This is a genomic window from Pseudomonas oryzae (genome assembly GCF_900104805.1).
Classification (GTDB): Bacteria; Pseudomonadota; Gammaproteobacteria; order Pseudomonadales; family Pseudomonadaceae; genus Geopseudomonas; species Geopseudomonas oryzae.
In genome coordinates, this window is the sequence record NZ_LT629751.1 from 2,540,261 (window position 1) to 2,561,131 (window position 20,871).

Below are 20,871 nucleotides of genomic sequence, written 5' to 3' on the forward strand. Positions count from 1 at the left end.
AACCACTTGCCGCAGGTAGCGCCATGTACGTCTGTCTTTGCTTGGGTGTGACCGACCATCAGATCCGCGATGCCATCTACGAAGGCTGCTGCAGCTATCGCCAGGTACGCGAGGAAACCGGTGTCGGCACCCAGTGCGGCAAGTGCGCCTGCGAGGCCAAGAAGCTGGTGCGCCAGACCATCCACGACGTGCACCAGGCCCAGCTCGCCCTCGCCCATCCGGCCGCCTTCGCCGCCGCCTGATCCGCCCTGCCGCCCGAAGCGCCCGCTTCGGGCCGTCCGATCCGGCCCCCGCGGCCCCCGTCTTCGCCGCCCGTCGCGCACAGTTGCCCGGATCGCTATTTGACAGCCTCCGGTAGCGCACACAGACTGTTCAGTCATCCACTCCAGTCAAGGCGGACCCCGGCATGAAAGGCGACAAGAAAGTCATCCAGCACCTCAACAAGATCCTCGGCAACGAGCTGGTGGCGATCAACCAGTACTTCCTGCATGCGCGCATGTACGAAGACTGGGGCCTGGACAAGCTCGGCAAGCACGAGTACCACGAATCCATCGACGAGATGAAGCACGCCGACAAGCTGACCAAGCGCATCCTGTTCCTCGAGGGCCTGCCCAACCTGCAGGATCTCGGCAAGCTGCTGATCGGCGAGAACACCAAGGAAATGCTCGAGTGCGACCTCAAGCTGGAGCAGAAGGGCCTGGTCGACCTCAAGGAAGCCATCGCCTACTGCGAAAGCGTCGGCGACTACGGCAGCCGCGAACTGCTGGAAGACATCCTCGAGTCCGAGGAAGAGCACATCGACTGGCTGGAAACCCAGCTCGGCCTGATCGACAAGGTCGGTCTGGAGAACTACCTGCAGTCGCAGATGGACGAGTAAGTCCCGCCCCGAATGAAAAAGCCCCTCGCGCGAGGGGCTTTTTCGTTGACCTGACAGGCCGGGTCGATCACTCGCCCTTCTGTACGGCAGCCTTGATCAGCGGCTGCAGTTCACCCTTCTGGTGCATCTCGAGGATGATGTCGCTGCCACCGACCAGCTCGCCGTTGACCCACAGCTGCGGGAAGGTCGGCCAGTTGGCGTACTTCGGCAGGTTGGCGCGGATGTCCGGGTGCTGCAGGATGTCGACATAGGCGAACTTCTCGCCGCAGGCCATCACCGCCTGCGAGGCGCGTGCGGAGAAGCCGCACTGCGGGGCGTTCGGCGAGCCCTTCATGTACAGCAGGACGGGGTTGTTGGCGATCTGCTCTTTGATGGTTTCGATGATGTCCATGGTCTACCTCGGCTGGAAGATTGATCCGGTCCCCGACCGGCGGGATGCGCCGATTGTAACGGAATCCCGTGCGTGACGCTCGGTCTTGCGGCCGTCGCGACGCAGCGGATTCGCGCGCTGCACAGCCGAGCCTGACGCTTTGTGCAATCCACGGCACCGGTTTGCGCGGCCTCGCAGTTTCCTTATAAGATCGGTTCCTTTCCTCGAGTACCGCACAGTGCGGTCCCGCCGCAGTCCTCGCCCGTTCTTAATCCGAAATCGGACATTTCTGCGGCCTGTCTTGATCAGGTAGTGAATAATGAGTGTACGGCACTTTCTCTCGTTGATGGACTGCACGCCCCAGGAGCTGGCCAGCCTGATTCGCCGAGGCATCGAGCTGAAAGACCTGCGCAAGCGCAGCGTACTCTACGAGCCACTGAAGAACCGTGTGCTCGGCATGATCTTCGAGAAGGCCTCGACCCGCACCCGCCTGTCCTTCGAGGCCGGGATGATCCAGCTCGGCGGTCAGGCCATCTTCCTCTCGCCGCGCGACACCCAGCTGGGGCGCGGCGAGCCGATCAGCGACTCGGCCATCGTCATGTCGAGCATGCTCGACGCGGTGATGATCCGCACCTTCGCCCACCAGAACGTCCTCGACTTCGCCGCCAATTCGCGCGTGCCGGTGATCAACGGCCTGACCGACGACCTGCATCCATGCCAGCTGCTGGCCGACATGCAGACCTTCCACGAGCACCGCGGCTCGATCCAGGGCAAGACCGTGGTATGGATCGGCGACGGCAACAACATGTGCAACACCTACGCCCAGGCGGCGGTGCAGTTCGACTTCCAGCTCAAGGTGGCCTGCCCCGAGGGCTACGAGCCCAAGCAGGAGTTCCTCGACCAGGCCCAGGGCCGCGTCACCCTCCTGCGCGACCCGCGCGAGGCGGTGGAAGGCGCCCACCTGGTGAGCACCGACGTGTGGGCCTCGATGGGCCAGGAAGAGGAAGCCGCGACCCGCATGCAGCGCTTCGCGCCCTATCAGGTCACCCGCTCCCTGCTCGATGCCGCTGCCAGCGACGTGCTCTTCATGCACTGCCTGCCGGCGCACCGTGGCGAGGAGATCAGCGTCGACCTGCTCGACGATCCGCGCGCGGTGGCCTGGGATCAGGCGGAGAACCGCCTGCATGCGCAGAAGGCGCTGCTCGAGTTCCTCGTCGAGCACGCCTATCCGGCCTAACGCGAGGACCCGCCGGCGATGAATCACACCCTGCTGCTGCAACTGCGCGATCTGGGCTGCGGCTACCGCGAACAGCGGGTGGTGCAGAACCTCAACCTGCACCTCAACGCCGGCGACATCGGTTGCCTGCTCGGCCCCTCGGGCTGCGGCAAGACCACCACCCTGCGCGCCATCGCCGGTTTCGAACCGGTGTACGCCGGCTCCATCGAGCTGGCCGGCGAGGTGATCTCCCGCCCCGGCTTCACCCTCGCCCCGGAAAAGCGCCGCATCGGCATGGTGTTCCAGGACTACGCGCTGTTCCCGCACCTGACCGTGGCCGAGAACGTCGCCTTCGGCATCGGCAAGCACCCCGAACGCGAGCGCATCGCCGCCGAGATGCTCGAACTGGTACAGCTCGGCCACCTGGCCAGACGCTACCCGCACGAGCTGTCCGGTGGCCAGCAGCAGCGCGTCGCCCTGGCCCGCGCCCTGGCTCCCGAACCGCTGCTGCTGCTGCTCGACGAGCCGTTCTCCAACCTCGACGTCAAGCTGCGCCACAGCCTCAGCCACGAGGTCCGCGACATCCTCAAGTCGCGCGGCACCAGCGCCATCCTGGTCACCCACGACCAGGAGGAAGCCTTCGCCGTGTGCGACCAGGTCGGCGTGTTCAAGGACGGCCACCTCGAGCAGTGGGACACCCCCTACAACCTCTACCACGAGCCGCTGACCCCCTTCGTCGCCAGCTTCGTCGGCCAGGGCTACTTCGTGCGCGGGCAGATGCTCGGCCACGACACGGTGCAGACCGAGCTCGGCGTGATCCGCGGCAACCGCGCCTACCAGTGGGCGCCGGGCAGCGCGGTGGAGATGCTGCTGCGTCCGGACGACATCGTCCACGCGCCGGACAGCACGCTCAAGGCGCGTATCGTCGGCAAGTCGTTCCTCGGCGCCGCCACCCTGTACCGCCTGCAGCTGCCCACCGGCACCCGCCTCGAAGCGCTGTTCCCCAGCCACGAGGACCATCGCATCGGCGAGGACGTCGGCATCCGCGTCAGCGCCGAGCACCTGGTCGCCTTTCCCGCCGAGGGCAGCGTGGCCACTCAGCAGTCGCGCGGCGAATCGCACGCCCACGCCTGAGCCCCCCCACCGTGCGGGGGCGAACTCATGCGCGCCGCCACAGCCCCAGCGCCTCCGCGCTGCCCCTGCCCCGGGACAAGGCAGGGGTAGTCAAATCGGTGCAGTGACGACCTCTCGGCCGCCCGTCCGCACCGCGAAAACAACGCTTCCGCCAGCCTGGCACGTCTCTTGCTGAATCCCTCCCGGTCAGCACAACGGCGTGTCTGCCAACTTCCGACAACGACGTCACCGCATCCCCCCTCGCGCAGGGCGGGAGGCTGTGGCGTTTTTTCGTTCTGGACCACAAGGAATGCCTGGAATGCTCACGATCACCCCCGCGCCGCTGGCGCTCGCCGTCGACATCCACCAGCCGTGGCTGCAGCTGCACTACGCCAACTGATCCACCGGGCTCCGGAGGAGCCCTTCATGAACGGCGGCGGTTACCACCGCCTCCCCCCAGGTTGCAGGAGAACAACCATGCTGAAACGCCTTGCCCTCCCCCTCATGCTCGTCCTCGGCCTGCTCAGCCAGCCGAGCCAGGCCGCCATCGACAGCGCCGAAGCGGTCAACCTGTCCGGCATGCAGCGCATGCTCAGCCAGCGCATCGCCAAGAGCTACCTGATGATCGGCACCGAGGTGCGCGCCGACGAGGCCAATGCCCAGCTCGACCAGAGCATGGCCACCTTCGAGAAGAACCATCTGGCGCTGGTCGAGTACGCGCCCACCGAGACGATCCGCGGCGAACTGGCCAAGGCCGGCGAGCTGTGGCAGCGCTACCGCGCCCTGGCCCTGAGCAGCCCCGACAAGCAGCGCGCGGTCGAGGTGCTGGTGCTCAGCGACGAGCTGCTGGCGCAATGCGAGAAGGTGGTGCAACTGATCGAGCGGCACACCGGCAGCAGCAGCGCCTGGCTGGTCAACCGCAGCGGCCGCCAGCGCATGCTCAGCCAGCGCATCGCCAAGCTATACCTGGCACGCAGCTGGCACCTGCCGGTCAATGGCCTCGACGAGCAGTTCAACCAGGCGGTCAACGAGTTCGGCAAGGCCCTCGGCGAACTGCAGCAGGCCCGCCAGAACACCCCGGAGATCAGCGCCGCGCTGAGCAAGGCCGACGCCCAGTGGCAGTACTCGCGCGCCGGCTTCGAGCTGTCCGCCGACGGTCGCTACGTGCCGACGGTGATCGCCGTCACCACCGAGAGCCTGCTCGGCCAGATGCAGGCGCTGACCGCCGCCTACACCGCGCGCATGCAGAACGACTCCTGACCGCCTCCCGCGCCGGGCGCCCCGTCCGGCGCGGGCCCTCCCTGCGCTGCGCTCAGCCCGCCGCGCCGCTGCGCACCCGGCGCACCGCGTCCTGCCAGCCGGCGTAGAGCGCCTGGCGGCGCTCCTCGGCCATCCCCGGCAGGAAGCGCCGGCTGGCCTGCCAGCGCGCGGTCAGCTCGTCGAGCCCCTGGTACACCCCGCTCTGCAGGCCGGCCAGGCTGGCCACGCCGAGGGCGGTGGTCTCGATCACCTGCGGCCGCTCCACCGCCACGCCGAGGATGTCGGCGAGGAACTGCATCAGCCAGTTGTTGGCCACCATGCCGCCGTCTACCCGCAGCGCGGTCAGCGCGCCGGCGCCGTCCAGGCGCATGGCCTCGAGCAGGTCGCGACTCTGGTAGCACACCGCCTGCAGCCCGGCGGTGACGATCTCCTTGATCCCGGTGTCGCGGGTCAGGCCGAGAATCGCCCCGCGCGCCTGCGGATCCCACCAGGGCGCACCGAGACCGGTGAACGCCGGCACCAGGTACACGCCGCTGGCCATGTCGGTCTGCTCGGCCAGTGCCTCGCTGTCGCTGGCGTGCTCGATCAGGCGGATGCCGTCGCGCAGCCACTGCAGCGCCGCGCCGGCGACGAAGATGCTGCCCTCAAGGGCGTAGGTGGTTTCGCCCTGCAGGCGATAGCCGACCGTGGTCAGCAGGCGATGGCGCGAAACCAGCGGCGTGGCGCCGGTGTTGCGGATCATGAAGCAGCCGGTGCCGTAGGTGCTCTTCAGCATGCCCGGGGCGAAGCAGGCCTGACCGAACAGCGCGGCCTGCTGGTCGCCGGCCATGCCGCGGATCGGAATGGCCGCGCCGAACAGCGCCGGATCGCTGGCGCCGAACTCGGCGGCGCAGTCCAGCACCTCCGGCAACAGGCTGGGCGGAATGTCGAACAAGGCCAGCAGTTCGGCGTCCCAGCGCTGGCGGTGGATGTCGAACAGCAGGGTGCGCGCCGCGTTGCTGGCGTCGGTGCGGTGGACGCGGCCGCCGGTGAGGCGCCAGAGCAGGAAGCTGTCCACCGTGCCGAAGCGCAGCTCGCCGCGCGCGGCGCGCTCGCGGGCGCCGGGCACCCGGTCGAGGATCCAGCGCAGCTTGGTCGCGGAGAAGTACGGATCGAGCAGCAGGCCGGTCTTGGCCGCCACCCGCGGCTCATGCCCGGCGGCCCTGAGCGCGGCGCACTCGGCGGCGGTGCGGCGGTCCTGCCAGACGATGGCCGGATGGATCGGCATGCCGGTGGCGGCGTCCCACACCAGGGTGGTCTCGCGCTGGTTGGTGATGCCGATGGCGGCGATCTGCCGGGCCTCGAGACCGGCCTGGCGCAGCGCCGCGCGGCACACCGCGAGCACGCTCTGCCAGATCTCCTCGCCGTCGTGCTCGACCCAGCCGTCGCCGGGGAAGTACTGGCGGAACTCCTGCTGGGCCTGGGCCAGTACCCGGCCGGCGGCATCGAAGACGATGGCGCGGCTGCTGGTGGTGCCCTGGTCGATGGCGAGCAGATGGGCGGTCATGGGCGAACCTCCGTGTGCGGCGGTGCCCGCCGCAGCGGGCGCCGGCGAGGACGATGCGTCCCCTACAGCATCGCAGACAAACCGCGACTCAGCCGCGGCCGATGGCGGCGAAGCTGGCCTGGGTGTGCGCGGCCAGCACCTCGGCGGCCAGTTCGACCTCCAGGCCGCGCCGCCCGGCGCTGACGAACACGCTGGGGAAGGTACGTGCCGACTCGTCGATGAAGGTGCGCAGGCGCTTCTTCTGCCCCAGCGGGCTGATGCCGCCGACCAGGTAGCCGGTGGCGCGTTGCGCCGCGGCTGGATCGGCCATGTCGGCCTTCTTCACCCCGGCCGCCTGGGCCAGCGCCTTGAGGTCGAGGGTGCCGGCCACCGGCACCACCGCCACCAGCAGCTCGCCCTTCTCGCTGGCGGCGAGCAGCGTCTTGAACACCCGCGCAGGCTCGAGTCCGAGCTTCTCCGCCGCCTCCAGGCCGTAGGACGACGCCTTCGGATCGTGGCTGTAACTGTGAACTGCGTGGTCCGCGCGAACTTTCTTCAACAGATCTATGGCCGGGGTCATGCTGGCTTCACGAAAAGGGTCGACAATGAAATCAAAGACGTATGCAAAAGGTGCCGGGCAGCGACGCTTTGCGGATGAACCCTAAGGTAGCGCAAAAGTCGAAACTCAGGCAGCCGGCCCACGGACAGGGCCAGGGACCACGGACGCACGACAAAAAGGCGCAGCCATCATGACAGCATCCTTGCCCTTCTCCGCCCCGCTGGCCGAGGTCTACGACCTCGCCGTGATCGGTGGCGGCATCAATGGTTGTGGCATCGCCGCCGACGCCGCCGGACGCGGCCTGTCGGTGTTCCTCTGCGAACAGCACGACCTCGCCGCGCACACCTCCTCGGCGAGCAGCAAGCTGATCCACGGCGGCCTACGCTACCTGGAGCACCACGAGTTCCGCCTGGTGCGCGAAGCCCTCGGCGAACGCGAGGTGCTGATCGGCATGGCGCCGCATCTGGTGCGCCCGCTGCGCTTCATCCTGCCGCACCGCCCGCACCTGCGCCCGGCGTGGATGATCCGCGCCGGCCTGTTCCTCTACGACCACCTCGGCGCGCGGCACAGCCTGCCCGGCTCGCGCCACCTGACCTTCGGTCCCGGCAGCCCGCTGAAGGCCGAAATCGAACAGGGCTTCGAGTACTCCGACTGCACGGTGGACGACGCCCGCCTGGTGGTGGCCAACGCCATCAGCGCCCACGAGCACGGCGCGCACATCCACCCGCGCACCCGCTGCATCAGCGCGCGGCGCAGCAAGGGCCTGTGGCACCTGCACCTGGAACGCGAGGACGGCAGCCGCCTGTCGCTGCGCGCCCACGCCCTGGTCAACGCCGCCGGCCCCTGGGTCGAGCAGTTCCTGCGCGAAGGGCTGCACCAGAGCAGCGAGCAGCACCTGCGCCTGGTGCAGGGCAGCCACATCGTGGTGCCGCGCCTGCACGACGACGAGCAGGCCTACATCCTGCAGAACAGCGACGGGCGCATCGTCTTCGTCATCCCCTGGCAGAAGCGCTTCAGCCTGATCGGCACCACCGACCGCGAGTACCACGGCGACCCGGCGGCGGTACGCATCAGCGACGAGGAGATCGACTACCTGCTGGCCGTGGTCAACGCCCACTTCCGCCGGCAGATCGAACGCGCCGACATCGTCAGCCACTTCTCCGGGGTGCGTCCGCTGTACGACGACGCCCAGGGCAATCCCTCGAGCGTCACGCGCGACTACCGCCTGGCTCTGACCAGCGACCACGACGCGGCGCCGCTGCTGTCGGTGTTCGGCGGCAAGCTGACCACCTACCGCCGGCTCGCCGAGGCGGCGCTGGAGCAGCTGGCGCCGTTCTTCCCACGCATGGGCCCGGCGTGGACGGCGACCAGCAAGCTGCCCGGCGCCGAGGAGCTGGATTCGCTGCGCAAGCTGGCCGAGGCGCTGTGCGACGCCCACGGCTGGCTGGCCGACGACCTGGCGCGGCGCTGGGCCGGCAGCTACGGCACCCGCGCCTGGCGCCTGCTGGAGGACGCGCACTGCCTGATGGACCTGGGCGAGAACTTCGGCGCCGGGCTGTACGCGCGCGAAGTGGACTACCTGTGCGAGGAGGAATGGGCGGTCAGCGCCGAGGACATCCTCTGGCGGCGGACCAAGCTCGGCCTGGTCCTCGGTCCCATGCAGCAGCAGAAGCTCGCGCGCTACCTGCAGAAGCGCCGCGGCCCGGCGGCCGCGGCGCCCATCGTGCACGAGCGTCTGGCGCCGCGGCGCCTGCCCGACGAGACGCCCGTCGTGCTGCAGCGTCCGGCGCCCTGAGCGCCGGACGCCGGAGGCTCACCAGAGGCTGACGGTGTAGTCGAGGTTCACCCGGGTCTCGTCGATGTCGCGGAAGTAGTCGTTGCGGTTGCTCGCGTAGCGCCAGCGCAGGCTGAGGTTCTTCAGCGGCCCCGACTGCACCGCGTAGGCCAGCTCGACATCGCGCTCGATCTCGCTGGCGCGCTGGGCGACGCCCGGCAGCTCGATGTTGTCGCCATGGAGGTAGCGCAGCATACCGCGCAGCCCCGGCACGCCGAGGGCGGTGAAGTCGTAGTCGTAGCGCGCCTGCCAGGTGCGCTCGTCCGGATTGACGAAGTCGGAAGTCAGCGCGCCCTCGCTGTGCACGTGCACGTCGACGCGGTGCAGGAACGGTTGCGCGCTGGCGCCGCTCTGCTGCATGTAGCCGGCGCCCAGGGTGTGCGAGCCGCGCAGCCAGCTGAGCATCAGGCCGAGGCTCTGGTTGTCGACCACGCCGGCACGCGCGGCGCCGTCTTCGCCACTGTAGAAGTAGCGCAGGTCGCTCTTCAGCTTGCCACCGCCGAGCGGCTGGAAGTGGGTCAGGCCGAAATAGTGCTGCTGGTAGATCTCGTCGAGCTGGGCGTAGAAGTAGCTGGTGGTCAGGCTGTCCGACCAGAGGTAGTCGCCGCCAGCGAAGGCGAAGCTGTTCGACTCGGCGGCCTCGTTGAAGCGACCGAACGGGCCGTTGACCCGCAGCGGCTGATAGTTGGTCGAGTCGCGCATGTTCATGCGGTCGATGTGGCCGGCGTGCAGGGTCAGCCGGTCGATGTCCTGCGAACGCAGGTAGCCGCCGCGGAAGGTCGGCGCGAACAGGCGCGACGGCACCGGCAGGATCACCGGCAGCAGCGGGCTCAGGGTACCGACCTGCAGCTCGCTGGCGGCCATCCTGGCCTTGGCGGTCAGGCCCAGTTCCGCGTAGTTGTCGGCCGGCTCCCGGGTCTGCGGATCGACCGGCAGCAGGCTGCTGCCGACGCGGCCGGGGCCGGAGTCGAGCTTGAAGCCGGCGGTGCCGGTCAGGTTGAGGCCGAAGCCGACCGGGCCATCGCTGTAGCCGGAGTCCATGCGCAGGATGAAGCCCTGCGCCCAGGCCTGGGCCTGCGACACGCCGCTGCCGGAGCGGAAGTCGCGGTCGAAGTAGAAGTTGCGCAGGGTCAGGCTGGCCTTGCTGTCGTCGACGAAGCCGCCGGCCAGGGCCGGGACGCACGGCAGCATGGCGAGAGCGATGGCGGCCGCCAGGGAGTTTTTGTGCATGGAGAGGATCCGTTCTTTCTTATTGTGAGCGATGGGCAGCGGGCAACCCGGCACCCCGCACAAGACGGGACGCCGGTCGCCGACCAGCAGGGAAAACAGGGGGGACTGCCGCGCGAACCGCAAGGTCCGCGCGGCGGAGGAATCAGCCGCGCTGCTTGCGGCCGAACAGGTAGAACACCGCAACGCCGGCCAGCACCAGGCCGGGCGCCGAGGCGAGCATCACGCCGGCGCTGCCGAAGCCCAGGGCGAGCATCTTGCCGGCCACCAGCGGGCCGCTCATGGCGCCCAGGCGACCGACCGCCACCGCGGTGCCGACGCCGGTGGCGCGTACCTCGGTGCGGTAGAACAGCGGCGCCAGGGCATACAGCACACCCTGCCCGCCGGTGGCGAACATGCCGGCGGCGAAGCCGGCCGCGACCATGCTGCCGAACGCCTCGGCCATGCCCAGCGCAGCCAGCGCGGCGAGCAGACCGCCGTAGACCAGCGCGGCCATGGCCAGCGGACGCAGGCGCTCCATCAGCACGCCCAGCATCAGGGTGCCGACGGCGGCGCCGATCTGCAGGGAGAACATCACCCAGCTGGCCTGCTTGCCGGTGAAGCCCTGCCCCACCAGCAGGCTCGGCAGCCAGCTGATCAGCATGTACACCACCATCAGGGTGAAGAAGTAGGCGCTCCACAGCAGCACGGTCGGCAGCGCGGTGCCATGGCGGAACAGCCCGTCGATCACCGGCACGCGCGGCTCGACGCTGGCGGATTGCTTGCGGGCACGGAAGGCCGCCGACTCCGGCAGCCACAGCGCCAGCAGCGGCACCACCAGCAGCGGCAGCACGCCGCCGACGTAGTAGACCACCGTCCAGTCGGCGGTGTAGCCGGCGATGCCGATCATCGCCGCCAGCGCCGCGCCCAGCGGCACGCCGCAGTACATCATGGACACCGCGGTGCCGCGCAGGCGCTCGCCGGCAGCCTCCGAGCACAGCGCGATCAGATTGGGCAGCGCGGCGCCGAGGCCGACGCCGGTGAGCAGGCGCGCGGCCAGCAGGCTGTTGAGGTCCCAGGCGTGAGCGGTGGCGATGGAGAAGATGCCGAACAGCGCGACCGACGCGATCAGCACCAGCTTGCGGCCGATGCGGTCAGCCAGCCAGCCGCCAGCCAGGGCGCCGGGCAGCAGGCCGAGGATGCCGGCCGAGGATGCCGGCGCTGAATACCCAGCCCATGTGCAGCTTGTCCAGGCCAAAGGCGGCGGCCATGCCGGGCGCAGCGATGCCGGGCGCCTGGAAGTCGATGCCTTCCAGGACGGCGACGGTGAAGCAGAGGGCGATGGTCAGCCAGGTACGGCGGCTTTCGTGTTCCACGGCAGTAGCCTCGGAATTGGGCACAGTACAAGTAGTCATTATTGTTTTACCTGTGGTTTTTGGGGGTGTACAAGGCCGGCCAGCGACCTCGCGGTCGCCGGCACAGCCCGGTTTTTCCTTGGGGGAATCGCTGTCCTGCGGATCAGTGGCCTTTGCCGGCCGCCAGCAGATCCAGCGCCACGTCGACGATCATGTCTTCCTGACCGCCGACCATGCGCCGGCGACCCAGCTCGACGAGGATGTCGAGGGTCTTCAGGCCGTACTTGGCCGCCGCCACTTCGGCGTGGCGCAGGAAGCTCGAGTAGACGCCGGCGTAGCCGAGGCCGAGGGTCTCGCGGTCGACGCGCACCGGACGGTCCTGCAGCGGGCGCACCAGGTCGTCGGCGGCGTCCATCAGGCGGTACAGGTCGGTGCCGTGGTTCCAGCCCAGGCGCTCGGCGGCGGCGATGAACACCTCCAGCGGCGCGTTGCCGGCGCCGGCGCCCATGCCGGCGAGGCTGGCGTCGATGCGGTCGCAACCCTCCTCCACCGCAGCGATGGAGTTGGCCACGCCGAGGCTGAGGTTGTGGTGGGCGTGCATGCCGGTCTGGGTCTCGGGGTTCAGCACCGCCTTGAACGCACGCATGCGCTCGCGGATGTCGTTCATGTTCATCGCGCCGCCGGAGTCGGCCATGTAGATGCACTGGGCACCGTAGCTCTCCATCAGCTTGCCCTGGGCGGCCAGCTGCTCGGCGGGGATCATGTGGCTCATCATCAGGAAGCCGACGGTGTCCATGCCGAGGGAACGGGCGTACTCAATGTGCTGCTTCGACACGTCCGCCTCGGTGCAGTGGGTGGCCACGCGCACGCTGCGGGCACCGGCGTCGTAGGCGGCCTTGAGGTCGTGGACCGTGCCGATGCCGGGCAGCAGCAGCACGGTGATCCTGGCGTGCTTAATGACGTCGGCGGCGGCCTCGATCCACTCCAGGTCGGTGTGCGCGCCGAAGCCGTAGTTGAACGAGGAACCCTGCAGGCCGTCGCCGTGGGTGACTTCGATGGAGTCGACGCGCGCCTCGTCCAGGGCGCGGGCGATGTCCTGCACGTTCTGGATCGAGTACTGGTGGCGCACGGCATGGCTGCCGTCGCGCAGGGTCACGTCGGAGATGTACAGCTTCTTGCTCGGATCGAAAGACATGGCAGCACTCCTCAGCCGTTGATCATGGAAAGAGCCATGCGCTCGGCGGTAGCCAGCGCGGCGGAGGTCATGATGTCGAGGTTGCCGGCGTAGGCCGGCAGGTAGTGGGCGGCGCCTTCGACTTCGAGGAACACCGAGGTCTTCAGGCCGGAGAACTGGCCGTGGCCCGGGATGGTCAGCGGCGCATCTTCCGGAATCACGTCGAACTGCACCTTCTGCTTGAGGCGGTAGCCCGGCACGTAGGCCTGCACGGCGGCGGCCATTTCCTCTACCGAGGCTTCGACCTTGGCCTGGTCGACCGCTTCGGAGAGCACGAACACGGTGTCGCGCATGATCAGCGGCGGCTCGGCCGGGTTCATGACGATGATCGCCTTGCCCTTGGCGGCGCCGCCGATCACCTCGATGGCTTTCGAAGTGGTTTCGGTGAACTCGTCGATATTGGCGCGGGTACCGGGGCCGGCGGACTTGCTGGCGATCGAGGCGACGATCTCGGCGTAGTGCACCTTGGCCACGCGCGACACCGCGGCGACCATCGGGATCGTGGCCTGGCCGCCGCAGGTGACCATGTTGACGTTGGTCGCGGCGAGGTTGTCTTCCAGATTGACCACCGGCACGCAGTACGGGCCGATGGCCGCCGGGGTCAGGTCGATCAGGCGGATGCCGGGCTTGAGGCTGCGCAGGAAGGCGTCGTTCTTGACGTGGGCGCCGGCCGAGGTGGCGTCGAACACGAAGTCGATGTCCTTGAACACCTCCATGCGGGTCAGGCCTTCCACGCCCTCGTGGGTGGTGGCCACGCCCATCCGCGCGGCGCGGGCCAGGCCGTCGGAGGCCGGGTCGATGCCGACCATGGCGCCCATTTCCAGGTGCTGGCCGTGACGGAGGATCTTGATCATCAGGTCGGTGCCGATGTTGCCCGAACCGATGATGGCGACTTTGAGTTTTTTCATGCTGTCGTTCTCTTGTGCACGCAACGTGCCGATCACTCGGCCGAGAAGTTGACGGCGACCTGGCCGATGCCGTCGATCACCGCCTCGAAGCGGTCGCCGGCGGCCACGCCGACCATCGGGCCGAGGGCGCCGGTGAGGATCAGGTCGCCGGCCTTGAGCGACTCGCCCAGGCGGGCCATGGTGCGCGCCAGCCACACCGCGGCGTTCAGCGGATGGCCGAGGCATTCGGCGCCGCTGCCACTGGAGACTTCCTCGCCGTTGCAGGTCATGCGCATGGCCGCCTGGCGCAGGTCGACATCGGCAATGCGGCGCGCCGGGCCGCCGAGCACGTAGCAGCCGCTGGAGGCGTTGTCGGCCACGGTGTCGACGAAACGGATGTTCCAGTTCTGCACGCGCGAACCGACGATCTCCAGCGCCGGCAGCACCCAGCCGGTGGCATCCAGCAGCTCGGCGAAGGTGGTGTCGGCGCGCGGCAGGTCGCGCTCGAGGATCAGGGCGATCTCGGCCTCGATCTTCGGCTGCAGCACGCGGCCGAACGGCACCACCTCGTTGTCGCCGTAGCCCATGTCGGCGAACAGGGTGCCGAAGTCCGGCTGGTCGACGCCGAGCTGGGCCTGCACCTTGGGATTGGTCAGGCCGATCTTGCGACCGACCACGCGGCGCCCGCTGGCGATGCCGTGGGCGACGTTGAGGCGCTGGATGGCGTAGGCGGCTGCACCGTTGTCCTCGCCGATCAGCCCGCGCAGCGGCTCGACGGCCTCCCCGCTCGCCTCGGCGCCGCGCAGGGCGGCGGCCAGTTGTTCCAGGGTCTGTTGGGTCACGCTCATGACTTACCTCGGGGTGCGCGCAAATCGGGGGCCGCCGGAGATTCAAGGACGAATCGCGGGCCGGAGGCTGTCGGTGGCCGGCGCGGCAACCGCGGTGGAAACCTGAGCGGCTTGTCCGCAGCGGCCGTGGGGCCTTTGTTGTAGGGGCGAGTATAGGAACGCCCGGAAAAACTCGACAATGAAAAACCGGAGTGATGTGCACTATGTGCACGTCATTGTTTTAAAAGGGTTTTTCAGAAAATCCAGCCACCAACGAGGCCACCCGTCGCATAAAAAAACCCTGCATCGCCAGGATGCAGGGTGGCTGAAAGGCTCGCTGCGCCAGCCCTAATCGGCGCAGGCGAACCGGTAAACAGCAAAGGCGGTCTGGCCGGCCGCTGCGGCCGGCCCAGGCAATCAGTGGCCGAGGAAGTCCAGCACCATGCGGTTGAACTTGTCGGCGTGCTCCCACTGCGCCCAGTGGCCGCAGCGGTTGAACACGTGCAGCTCGGCGTTGGGCAGGCCGGCGAGCAGGCGCAGGCCGGTATCCATCGGCACGAAGCGGTCGTTGCTGCCCCAGATGATCAGGGTCTGCGCCTTGATCTCGCCCAGACGCGGGCTGAAGTCGGGGAACTGCTTCGGGTTGGCCGCCAGGCTCTTGACGAAGTTTTCCAGGTGATCGCGACGGCCCAGCATGTTGTCCAGGCGCGCCTGGAACAGCTCCTCGGTGAGATCGCTGGTGTCGAAGACGAAGACGTTCATCATCTTCTTCAGGTTGTCGATGCTCGGCTCGCGATACAGGCCCTGCAGCAGCTTGATGCCTTCGGTGGGCATCGGCGTGAACGGGCTGGCGCCACCAGTGCCACCGCCCATCAGTACCAGCTTGCCGACCCGCTCGGGGTTGGCCAGGGCGAAGGCCACCGCACTGTGGCCGCCCATGGAATTGCCGAGGATGTGCACGCGGTCCAGATCCAGCGCATCGACCAGGCCCTTGAGCACGCGGGCGTTGAGGTCCGAGCGCGAGCCGGTGCAGACGATCGAGTCACTCTTGCTCCAGCCCGGGCAGTCCATGAGGATCACCCGGTAGCCGGCGTTCACCAGCGGCTCGATATTGCGGTTGAAGTTGGCCCAGCCGCTGGCGCCGGGACCGGAGCCGTGCAGCATGACCACGGTTTCCTGGCCGGAACCGCAGTCGTTGTAGTGGATGTTGAGGTCGAGCTCGCCGTCCTGGATACGGACGAACTTGCTGGTGGCGGCTTCGCTCAGGGGAGTACCGATCATGGATGCTGTCCTCGGAATCAGGCTTGGGGGGCGAGGCGACGGAACGCGCCGTTCAGGTACAGGAGCGGTTCGCCGCCCTGCTGGCCACGGGTGGCCAGGACCTCGCAGAGGAAGGCGTGGTGGGTGCTCTCGTCGAACACCTTGATCACCCGGCAGTCGAAGTTGGCCAGGGCGCCATCGAGCACTGGCACACCGCTGGCCAGGTCGCGCCACTGGCCGTGCGCAAAGCGCGCCTCGCCGTGCACGCCCTCGACCATGCCGGCGAACACCTTGGCCTCGTGTTCCTGGTCGGCGGCCAGGACGTTCACGCACAGCGCGCCGCTGCTGAGGATCGCCTCGCTGGCGGCGACCTTCTTGTTGACGAACACCACCAGGCGCGGCGGCTCGGCGGTCACCGAGCAGACTGCGGTGGCGGTCAGGCCGAGGTGGGTCTCGCCATCACGGGCGGTGATGATGGTCACCGCGGCGGCCAGGTTGCGCATGCCGACGCGGTGGTCGTCGGCGCTGACCACCGGCAGGCCGGCCAGTTCGGCGTTGGGCACCCAGTCCAGCAGTTGGTTGATCTGTTGGCTCATGATCGTTCTCTCACGCAGCAGGCAGAAGTGGGTGGGCTGCATGGCCCACCCATCGGTGACGAATCAGGCCTTGACGCCGAACGGGTTGGCCGCCGGCAGCGGGTTGCCGAGCAGCTGGCCGCCGAGCAGGTCGCCGATGTTGTCCTGGTTCTGGGTGATGTGGTTGGCACCGACGAGGATGTCGCGCATCTGCCGCTGCATCGGGCAGTTCAGCCACACGCCGCGGGTCGAGGTCTTCTTGAAGATCATGTGCGCCGCATCGAAGCACTCGCCGCCGGTGAACTGGTTGGTGGCGAAGTGGCGTACGCGCACGTCCAGCGGCACCAGCTCGCCGCGCGAGGCGTACTGCCAGGCTTCGTCGGTGTTGTGCAGCACACGCGCCTGGCAGGCGACGATCTTGGCGTAGGCCTCGCCCAGACGGTTCTTGATGAACGGGTCGTTGACCGCGGCGCCGACCGCCTGGTTGAGGTTCTGCCGCGGCATCATGTGCTCGACGTAGAGGTCGACCATGCCGCGCGCCATGCCGATGATCACCGAGGACACGGCGGCGTAGAACACGAAGAAGAACGGCATCTTGTACAGGTTGTCGACGTGGCCGTGCGACTCCTGGTCGTAGGAGGCGATCACGTGGCTGCGGTAGTCGGGGACGAAGACTTCCCTGATGATCAGCTTCTTGCTGCCGGTGCCGGCCAGGCCGACCACGTGCCAGTCGTCGACGATCTCGAAGTCGCTGCGCTGCACCCAGAACGAGCGGAACTCCAGCTCGCCCTTGTCGTTGGCCACGCGGCCGCCGAGGAAGGCGCCGCCGGCGGCGTGGTCGCAGCCGCTGGAGGTCAGCCATTCGCCGTTGAGCACATAGCCGCCCTCGACGCGCTTGACGGTACCGAACGGCGCGTAGGAGGAGGACACCAGACGGGTGTTGTCGTCACCCCACAGCTCGTCGCCGCAGCGCGGATCGAGCAGGCCGACCTCGAAGGGGTGCACGCCGAGCACCATCACGTTCCAGGCGCTGGACGGGCAGCCGCGGGCCAGCTCCATCAGCACCTTGTTCAGCACGTTCGGGCTCATCTCGTAGCCGCCCCAGCGCTTGGGCTGCAGGATCTTGAAGAAACCGGCTTCCTGGAAATCGGCGATGGTTTCCTTCGGCACCATGCGTGCCTTCTCGCAGGCTTCGGCACGCTCGCGCAGGCGCGGGATCAACGCCTCGGCGCGGGCGACGATTTCGGCTTCACTGGGGATCTGGGTTTCGATGTGGCTCATGTCTCTGACCTCTTTCGCGCCGCGGCACGCGCAGCAGCTGACGCACTCTTGTTGTGGATGGCGATGACTCGGGCGAGTCAGATCTGCTCGGCGCTCATCACGCCGTAGCCGGCAATCCATTCGTTGATCGCGCGGTAGTAGTCCTTGCGGGCGCGATAGGGGCCGACGGCGGCCAGGGCGGCGAAGGCGGCCACCCAGGTCCGTACCTCATGGGCCGAGCGGCCGGCAGCCTTGGAGATCTCCTCGATGCGGAAATCGTCGGCGGCGTCGAGGCGGCCCTCGATCAGCAGATCCATGAAGGACTGGTCCCACTCGGCGTTCAGCGGGGTCTGCTGCGACAGCTCGGTACCGTAGATCTTGCCGGCGGCGATGGTGCGCTCCTGACGGGCGGCACGCGCCTCCGGGGTCGGGTTGCGCCCGGCGATGAGGAACTCGGCGATGGCTTCCGGCGCGCTGTCCAGCAGCGGCACCGGCGGCTCGTGGGACAGCCCGCCGGTGCCGAGGATCAGCACGCGCTTGTTCAGCGTGGCGAGGAAGCGGCCGACCACCTCGCCGAGCTTGCGCACGCGGCGGTAGGGGGCAAACGGCGGGGCCACCGAGTTGATGATGATCGGGATCACCGGATAGCGGTCGATGGCGCCGGTCATCTCCTCGAGGGTCTGGGTGCAGCCATGGTCGACCTGCAGGCGGTGCGACAGGGCGATGTCCACGTCGTGGTCGAGGATGAAGCGGGTCAGCTGCATGGCCAGGTCGCGCGGGATCGACAGCGGGCCGGCCAGGCTCTGGTAGTCACCGACGCCTTCGGCGGCGGTGGCGATGACGAACGGAGGCATCAGGTCGTAGAACAGCCCGTTGTAGTGATCCGGGGCGAAGATCACGATCAGCTCGGGATCGAAGGCCTCGACCTCGGCGCGCAGCTTGGCGGTCACCGCATCGACTTCGGCGACGACCTCGGCACCCGGGTCGTTCAGACCACGCAGGGGGGTATGCGACAGGCATTTGAGTTGTACAGTCATGAAACCTCCGCAGCCCTCGGCGCTGCGCGCCACCGGGCAAGGCGTGTCGGATCAGGCGGCTGGCCGCGGGCGGGAGCACCACACCCGGTCCTACCGGCCGCCTGGTTGTTTTTTGTTCAGATCGGACAGGGGCCATTCTAGGGAGAGGTTCCGGGAAGCTGAAAAACTATCTGCCTTCGTGTGCACTGTGTGCACCTCATTGATTTGAAAGATTTTTTCAGGAATTCATGCCAGCGCCGCGAGACGCCTGCGGATGGCCGCAGGCCAATATCCATGCGCTCTCGCCGGTTTTTCCGGGGGAACGCCGCACGCGGCGGGAGGGGCGCGCCGAAAGGCGCGATATGGGCGCACGGGCTCTGCCGTGTTTGAATATCCGCAGCCGAACCGTCCTGGTAGCGAGCGATGACCACCACCCGCGATACCGAATACAAGACCGTGCGCGGCCTGACCCGCGGCCTGCAGATCCTCAACGCCCTCAACCGGGTGGACGGCGGCGCCAGCCCGGCCCGCCTCGCCGAGCTGACCGGCCTGCACCGCACCACGGTGCGCCGCCTGCTGGAGACCCTGCAGGACGAGGGCTACGTGCGCCGCAGCGAATCGGACGACAGCTTCCGCCTGAGCATGAAGGTGCGCGAGCTGAGCGAGGGCTTCCGCGACGAGCAGTGGATTTCCGAGCTGGGCGCGCCGCTGCTGGCCGAGCTGCTGCAGGAGGTGCACTGGCCGACCGACCTGTGCACCCTGGACGTCGACGCCATGGTGGTGCGCGAGACCACCCACCGCTTCAGCCGTCTGTCGTTCCACCGCTCGATGGTCGGCCGCCGCCTGCCGATGCTGACCACCGCCACCGGCCTGGCCTACCTGGCGTTCTGCCCGGACGCCGAGCGCGAGCGCATCGTCGAGCTGCTGGCCAAGCGCGACGACGAGGAAAGTCGCCTGGCGCGCAACCCGGTGGCGCTGGATAACCTGCTGCGCCGCACCCGCCACCGCGGCTATGGCGAGAACTACGGCAGCTGGAACAGCGAGGAGCGCATCGCCTCGATCGCCGTGCCGATCCGCGGCGAAAATCGCGTGTACGGCTGCGTCAACCTGGTCTATGTGCTCAAGGCGATGACCATCGAACAGGCCGCGCAGCGCTACCTGCCGGCGCTGCAGCGCTTCGCCGCCACCGTCCAGCAGGGCATCCGCGAACGCGAGCAGGCCGGGCCGGTGCTGTCGTGATTCCCGGCTGCCCTGTCCGAGACGTCGGGTGGACAAGCGCGCGGCGTTGTCCACCGTGGCCGGGCATGGGCACGGTAGATGCGCAGCGGCCTACGCCGCCTGTACCTGCCGCTGGTTGAGTGCGTCCGCGAGCTGCGCCACCTCCTGGCACCGGCGCACGGCGCGGGCCAGCCGGTGCTCGCCATCTGCCCCCTCCGGGCTGGGCGACAAGGCGCAGGACGGCGCCACCCACAGACGCTCGCCTACCCGCTCCTGCGCCTCACGCAGCACGGCCAGGGCCCGCTCCAGATCTGAGCGCCAACCGTCGTGGCCGTCGACCACACCGAGCGACAGCACCTTGTAGGCCGGCAGGCGGTCGAGGATCGCCGGGAACTGCTCGGGGGCGCGCACCAGGTCGACGTGCAGACCGGCCACCGGCAGGTTGGCCGCCAGACCGAGGTTGCCGTCCAGGCCGGCGTAGCAGGTGCTCAGCAGCTTCTGCGGCCTGGGCGCCTGCAGCAGGTTGTAGGCGCGTTCGAAGGCGGTCCGCCAGGCCTGCGGCAGGTCGAGCCCGAGGATCGGCTCGTCGATCTGCACCCAGTCGACGCTGAGGCCGGCCAGGCGGCCGAGCACCTCGCCGTATACCGGCAGCAGGCGCTCGAGCAGCTCCAGCTTGTCGAACGCCTCGCCCTCGGCCTTGCCCAGCCACAGGTAGGTCAGCGGGCCGAGCAGCACCGGCTTGACGGCATGGCCGAGCGCACGGGCCTCCTCGACCTCCTCGAACAGCTGCTCCCAGCTCAGGCGGAACTGCTGGTCGGCGCTGAACGCGGGGACCAGGTAGTGCTCGTCGGTATCGAAGCGCCGGGCCATTTCCTGCGCCTGGGCGCCGCGGGCCATGGCGAACTGGCTGTCGAGGGTGACCCGGCCGTCGGCGGTGCGGCAGCGCTCGGGCACCACACCGAACAGCAAGGAATGATTGAGCACCGGGTCGCACCAGGCGAAGTCGCCGACCGGCAGCAGCTCGATGCCGGCGTCCTGCTGCAACCGCCAGTGCGCGGCGCGCAGCTGGCGGCCGACCGCGCGCAGCCCGGCCTCGTCCAGTTCGCCCTGCCAGTAGGCTTCGAGGGCCGTCTTCAGCTCACGATCGCGGCCGATGTGAGGGAAGCCGAGGTTGTGCGCCAGTGCCATTGATCTGTCTCCCTGTTGGTGATGGCCGACATTGTCGACAGCCGCCACCCCATGAGACAAACTCAATGTATTCGTGATGATCTACAATTTT

The 20,871-nt window shown here is 68.3% G+C and carries 18 protein-coding genes and 2 pseudogenes; 7 read left to right on the top strand and 13 right to left on the bottom strand.

Translation table 11 applies throughout. From position 1 onward, the window contains the following. The first annotated feature begins 23 nt into the window (after nt 1-23). Nucleotides 24-242 carry a bacterioferritin-associated ferredoxin gene (locus BLT78_RS11370; RefSeq protein ID WP_090349082.1) on the top strand — a complete coding sequence of 73 codons (219 nt, stop codon included), beginning with the start codon at nt 24-26 and terminating at the stop codon, nt 240-242. Between the two features lie 164 nt (nt 243-406). Beyond that, on the top strand, nt 407-877 hold the full coding sequence (gene bfr / locus BLT78_RS11375) for a bacterioferritin (protein WP_090349083.1): 471 nt from the start codon (nt 407-409) through the stop codon (nt 875-877). Nucleotides 878-944: 67 nt separating this feature from the next. Here the strand turns inward: bfr and grxD are convergent, their stop codons facing one another. Continuing rightward, a complete protein-coding gene (gene grxD, locus BLT78_RS11380; protein ID WP_090349084.1) occupies nt 945-1,268 on the bottom strand; it encodes a Grx4 family monothiol glutaredoxin in 324 nt (107 codons plus the stop codon). Between the two features lie 298 nt (nt 1,269-1,566). Here grxD and argF point away from each other — a divergent pair, with 298 nt between their 5' ends. The 3 genes from argF (at nt 1,567) to BLT78_RS11395 (ending at nt 4,836) form a co-directional block, all read left to right on the top strand. Continuing rightward, nucleotides 1,567-2,484, top strand: coding sequence for an ornithine carbamoyltransferase (gene argF / locus BLT78_RS11385; protein ID WP_090349085.1), 918 nt, complete (start codon nt 1,567-1,569; stop codon nt 2,482-2,484). 18 nt (nt 2,485-2,502) lie between these two features. Further along, nucleotides 2,503-3,597 (top strand): ABC transporter ATP-binding protein, encoded by a 1,095-nt coding sequence (locus tag BLT78_RS11390; protein WP_090349086.1) that lies wholly within the window; start codon nt 2,503-2,505, stop codon nt 3,595-3,597. A 456-nt stretch (nt 3,598-4,053) separates the two neighbouring features. Next, nucleotides 4,054-4,836: a type IV pili methyl-accepting chemotaxis transducer N-terminal domain-containing protein gene (locus BLT78_RS11395; protein WP_331715124.1), complete on the top strand. Its 783-nt coding sequence runs from the start codon at nt 4,054-4,056 to the stop codon at nt 4,834-4,836. Nucleotides 4,837-4,888: 52 nt separating this feature from the next. Here BLT78_RS11395 and glpK read toward each other — a convergent pair whose 3' ends face one another. Both glpK and ybaK read right to left on the bottom strand, forming a co-directional pair. Continuing rightward, nucleotides 4,889-6,382 (bottom strand): glycerol kinase GlpK, encoded by a 1,494-nt coding sequence (gene glpK, locus BLT78_RS11400; protein ID WP_090349087.1) that lies wholly within the window; start codon nt 6,380-6,382, stop codon nt 4,889-4,891. Nucleotides 6,383-6,470: 88 nt separating this feature from the next. Next, a complete protein-coding gene (ybaK, locus tag BLT78_RS11405; RefSeq protein ID WP_090349088.1) occupies nt 6,471-6,941 on the bottom strand; it encodes a Cys-tRNA(Pro) deacylase in 471 nt (156 codons plus the stop codon). A 169-nt stretch (nt 6,942-7,110) separates the two neighbouring features. Here ybaK and glpD point away from each other — a divergent pair, with 169 nt between their 5' ends. Then, nucleotides 7,111-8,715: a glycerol-3-phosphate dehydrogenase gene (gene glpD, locus BLT78_RS11410; protein ID WP_090349089.1), complete on the top strand. Its 1,605-nt coding sequence runs from the start codon at nt 7,111-7,113 to the stop codon at nt 8,713-8,715. Between the two features lie 18 nt (nt 8,716-8,733). On the opposite strand, the gene BLT78_RS11415 is transcribed toward glpD, so the two are convergent. From BLT78_RS11415 to BLT78_RS11455, 9 genes and pseudogenes are all read right to left on the bottom strand, one after another. After that, on the bottom strand, nt 8,734-9,984 hold the full coding sequence (locus tag BLT78_RS11415; protein ID WP_090349090.1) for an OprD family porin: 1,251 nt from the start codon (nt 9,982-9,984) through the stop codon (nt 8,734-8,736). Between the two features lie 142 nt (nt 9,985-10,126). Beyond that, a pseudogene (gene mhpT, locus BLT78_RS11420) lies at nt 10,127-11,375 on the bottom strand (3-(3-hydroxy-phenyl)propionate transporter MhpT). Nucleotides 11,376-11,478: 103 nt separating this feature from the next. Further along, on the bottom strand, nt 11,479-12,510 hold the full coding sequence (dmpG, locus tag BLT78_RS11425; RefSeq protein WP_090349091.1) for a 4-hydroxy-2-oxovalerate aldolase: 1,032 nt from the start codon (nt 12,508-12,510) through the stop codon (nt 11,479-11,481). Nucleotides 12,511-12,521: 11 nt separating this feature from the next. Then, nucleotides 12,522-13,457, bottom strand: coding sequence for an acetaldehyde dehydrogenase (acetylating) (locus tag BLT78_RS11430; protein WP_090349092.1), 936 nt, complete (start codon nt 13,455-13,457; stop codon nt 12,522-12,524). Nucleotides 13,458-13,489: 32 nt separating this feature from the next. Then, complete coding sequence (gene mhpD, locus BLT78_RS11435; protein WP_090349093.1) at nt 13,490-14,284, bottom strand: 2-keto-4-pentenoate hydratase; 795 nt, start codon at nt 14,282-14,284, stop codon at nt 13,490-13,492. A 396-nt stretch (nt 14,285-14,680) separates the two neighbouring features. Beyond that, nucleotides 14,681-15,544, bottom strand: a complete 864-nt coding sequence (locus tag BLT78_RS11440; protein WP_090349094.1) for an alpha/beta fold hydrolase — start codon at nt 15,542-15,544, stop codon at nt 14,681-14,683. A gap of 17 nt (nt 15,545-15,561) precedes the next feature. Continuing rightward, nucleotides 15,562-16,119, bottom strand: coding sequence for a flavin reductase family protein (locus BLT78_RS11445; protein ID WP_090349095.1), 558 nt, complete (start codon nt 16,117-16,119; stop codon nt 15,562-15,564). Between the two features lie 63 nt (nt 16,120-16,182). Then, on the bottom strand, nt 16,183-17,379 hold the full coding sequence (locus tag BLT78_RS11450) for an acyl-CoA dehydrogenase family protein (protein WP_090349096.1): 1,197 nt from the start codon (nt 17,377-17,379) through the stop codon (nt 16,183-16,185). A gap of 77 nt (nt 17,380-17,456) precedes the next feature. Next, nucleotides 17,457-18,395, bottom strand: coding sequence for a 3-carboxyethylcatechol 2,3-dioxygenase (locus BLT78_RS11455; RefSeq protein WP_090349097.1), 939 nt, complete (start codon nt 18,393-18,395; stop codon nt 17,457-17,459). A gap of 402 nt (nt 18,396-18,797) precedes the next feature. Here BLT78_RS11455 and BLT78_RS11460 point away from each other — a divergent pair, with 402 nt between their 5' ends. Then, complete coding sequence (locus BLT78_RS11460) at nt 18,798-19,613, top strand: DNA-binding transcriptional regulator (RefSeq protein ID WP_090349098.1); 816 nt, start codon at nt 18,798-18,800, stop codon at nt 19,611-19,613. 93 nt (nt 19,614-19,706) lie between these two features. Here BLT78_RS11460 and BLT78_RS11465 read toward each other — a convergent pair. Further along, nucleotides 19,707-20,780: pseudogene (locus BLT78_RS11465) on the bottom strand (5-methyltetrahydropteroyltriglutamate--homocysteine S-methyltransferase); the annotation flags it as partial. Between the last annotated feature and the right edge of the window lie 91 nt (nt 20,781-20,871).

What these genes read in the sequence shown, in the direction of transcription:
- BLT78_RS11430 (WP_090349092.1), bottom strand. Translation starts at nt 13,457, where the DNA reads ATGAAAAAACTCAAAGTCGCCATCATCGGTTCGGGCAACATCGGCACC.
- BLT78_RS11455 (WP_090349097.1), bottom strand. Translation starts at nt 18,395, where the DNA reads ATGACTGTACAACTCAAATGCCTGTCGCATACCCCCCTGCGTGGTCTG.
- BLT78_RS11415 (WP_090349090.1), bottom strand. Translation starts at nt 9,984, where the DNA reads ATGCACAAAAACTCCCTGGCGGCCGCCATCGCTCTCGCCATGCTGCCG.
- glpK (WP_090349087.1), bottom strand. Translation starts at nt 6,382, where the DNA reads ATGACCGCCCATCTGCTCGCCATCGACCAGGGCACCACCAGCAGCCGC.
- BLT78_RS11460 (WP_090349098.1), top strand. Translation starts at nt 18,798, where the DNA reads ATGACCACCACCCGCGATACCGAATACAAGACCGTGCGCGGCCTGACC.
- BLT78_RS11390 (WP_090349086.1), top strand. Translation starts at nt 2,503, where the DNA reads ATGAATCACACCCTGCTGCTGCAACTGCGCGATCTGGGCTGCGGCTAC.
- BLT78_RS11450 (WP_090349096.1), bottom strand. Translation starts at nt 17,379, where the DNA reads ATGAGCCACATCGAAACCCAGATCCCCAGTGAAGCCGAAATCGTCGCC.
- mhpD (WP_090349093.1), bottom strand. Translation starts at nt 14,284, where the DNA reads ATGAGCGTGACCCAACAGACCCTGGAACAACTGGCCGCCGCCCTGCGC.
- dmpG (WP_090349091.1), bottom strand. Translation starts at nt 12,510, where the DNA reads ATGTCTTTCGATCCGAGCAAGAAGCTGTACATCTCCGACGTGACCCTG.
- BLT78_RS11440 (WP_090349094.1), bottom strand. Translation starts at nt 15,544, where the DNA reads ATGATCGGTACTCCCCTGAGCGAAGCCGCCACCAGCAAGTTCGTCCGT.
- BLT78_RS11395 (WP_331715124.1), top strand. Translation starts at nt 4,054, where the DNA reads ATGCTGAAACGCCTTGCCCTCCCCCTCATGCTCGTCCTCGGCCTGCTC.
- BLT78_RS11370 (WP_090349082.1), top strand. Translation starts at nt 24, where the DNA reads ATGTACGTCTGTCTTTGCTTGGGTGTGACCGACCATCAGATCCGCGAT.
- ybaK (WP_090349088.1), bottom strand. Translation starts at nt 6,941, where the DNA reads ATGACCCCGGCCATAGATCTGTTGAAGAAAGTTCGCGCGGACCACGCA.
- BLT78_RS11445 (WP_090349095.1), bottom strand. Translation starts at nt 16,119, where the DNA reads ATGAGCCAACAGATCAACCAACTGCTGGACTGGGTGCCCAACGCCGAA.
- bfr (WP_090349083.1), top strand. Translation starts at nt 407, where the DNA reads ATGAAAGGCGACAAGAAAGTCATCCAGCACCTCAACAAGATCCTCGGC.
- grxD (WP_090349084.1), bottom strand. Translation starts at nt 1,268, where the DNA reads ATGGACATCATCGAAACCATCAAAGAGCAGATCGCCAACAACCCCGTC.
- glpD (WP_090349089.1), top strand. Translation starts at nt 7,111, where the DNA reads ATGACAGCATCCTTGCCCTTCTCCGCCCCGCTGGCCGAGGTCTACGAC.
- argF (WP_090349085.1), top strand. Translation starts at nt 1,567, where the DNA reads ATGAGTGTACGGCACTTTCTCTCGTTGATGGACTGCACGCCCCAGGAG.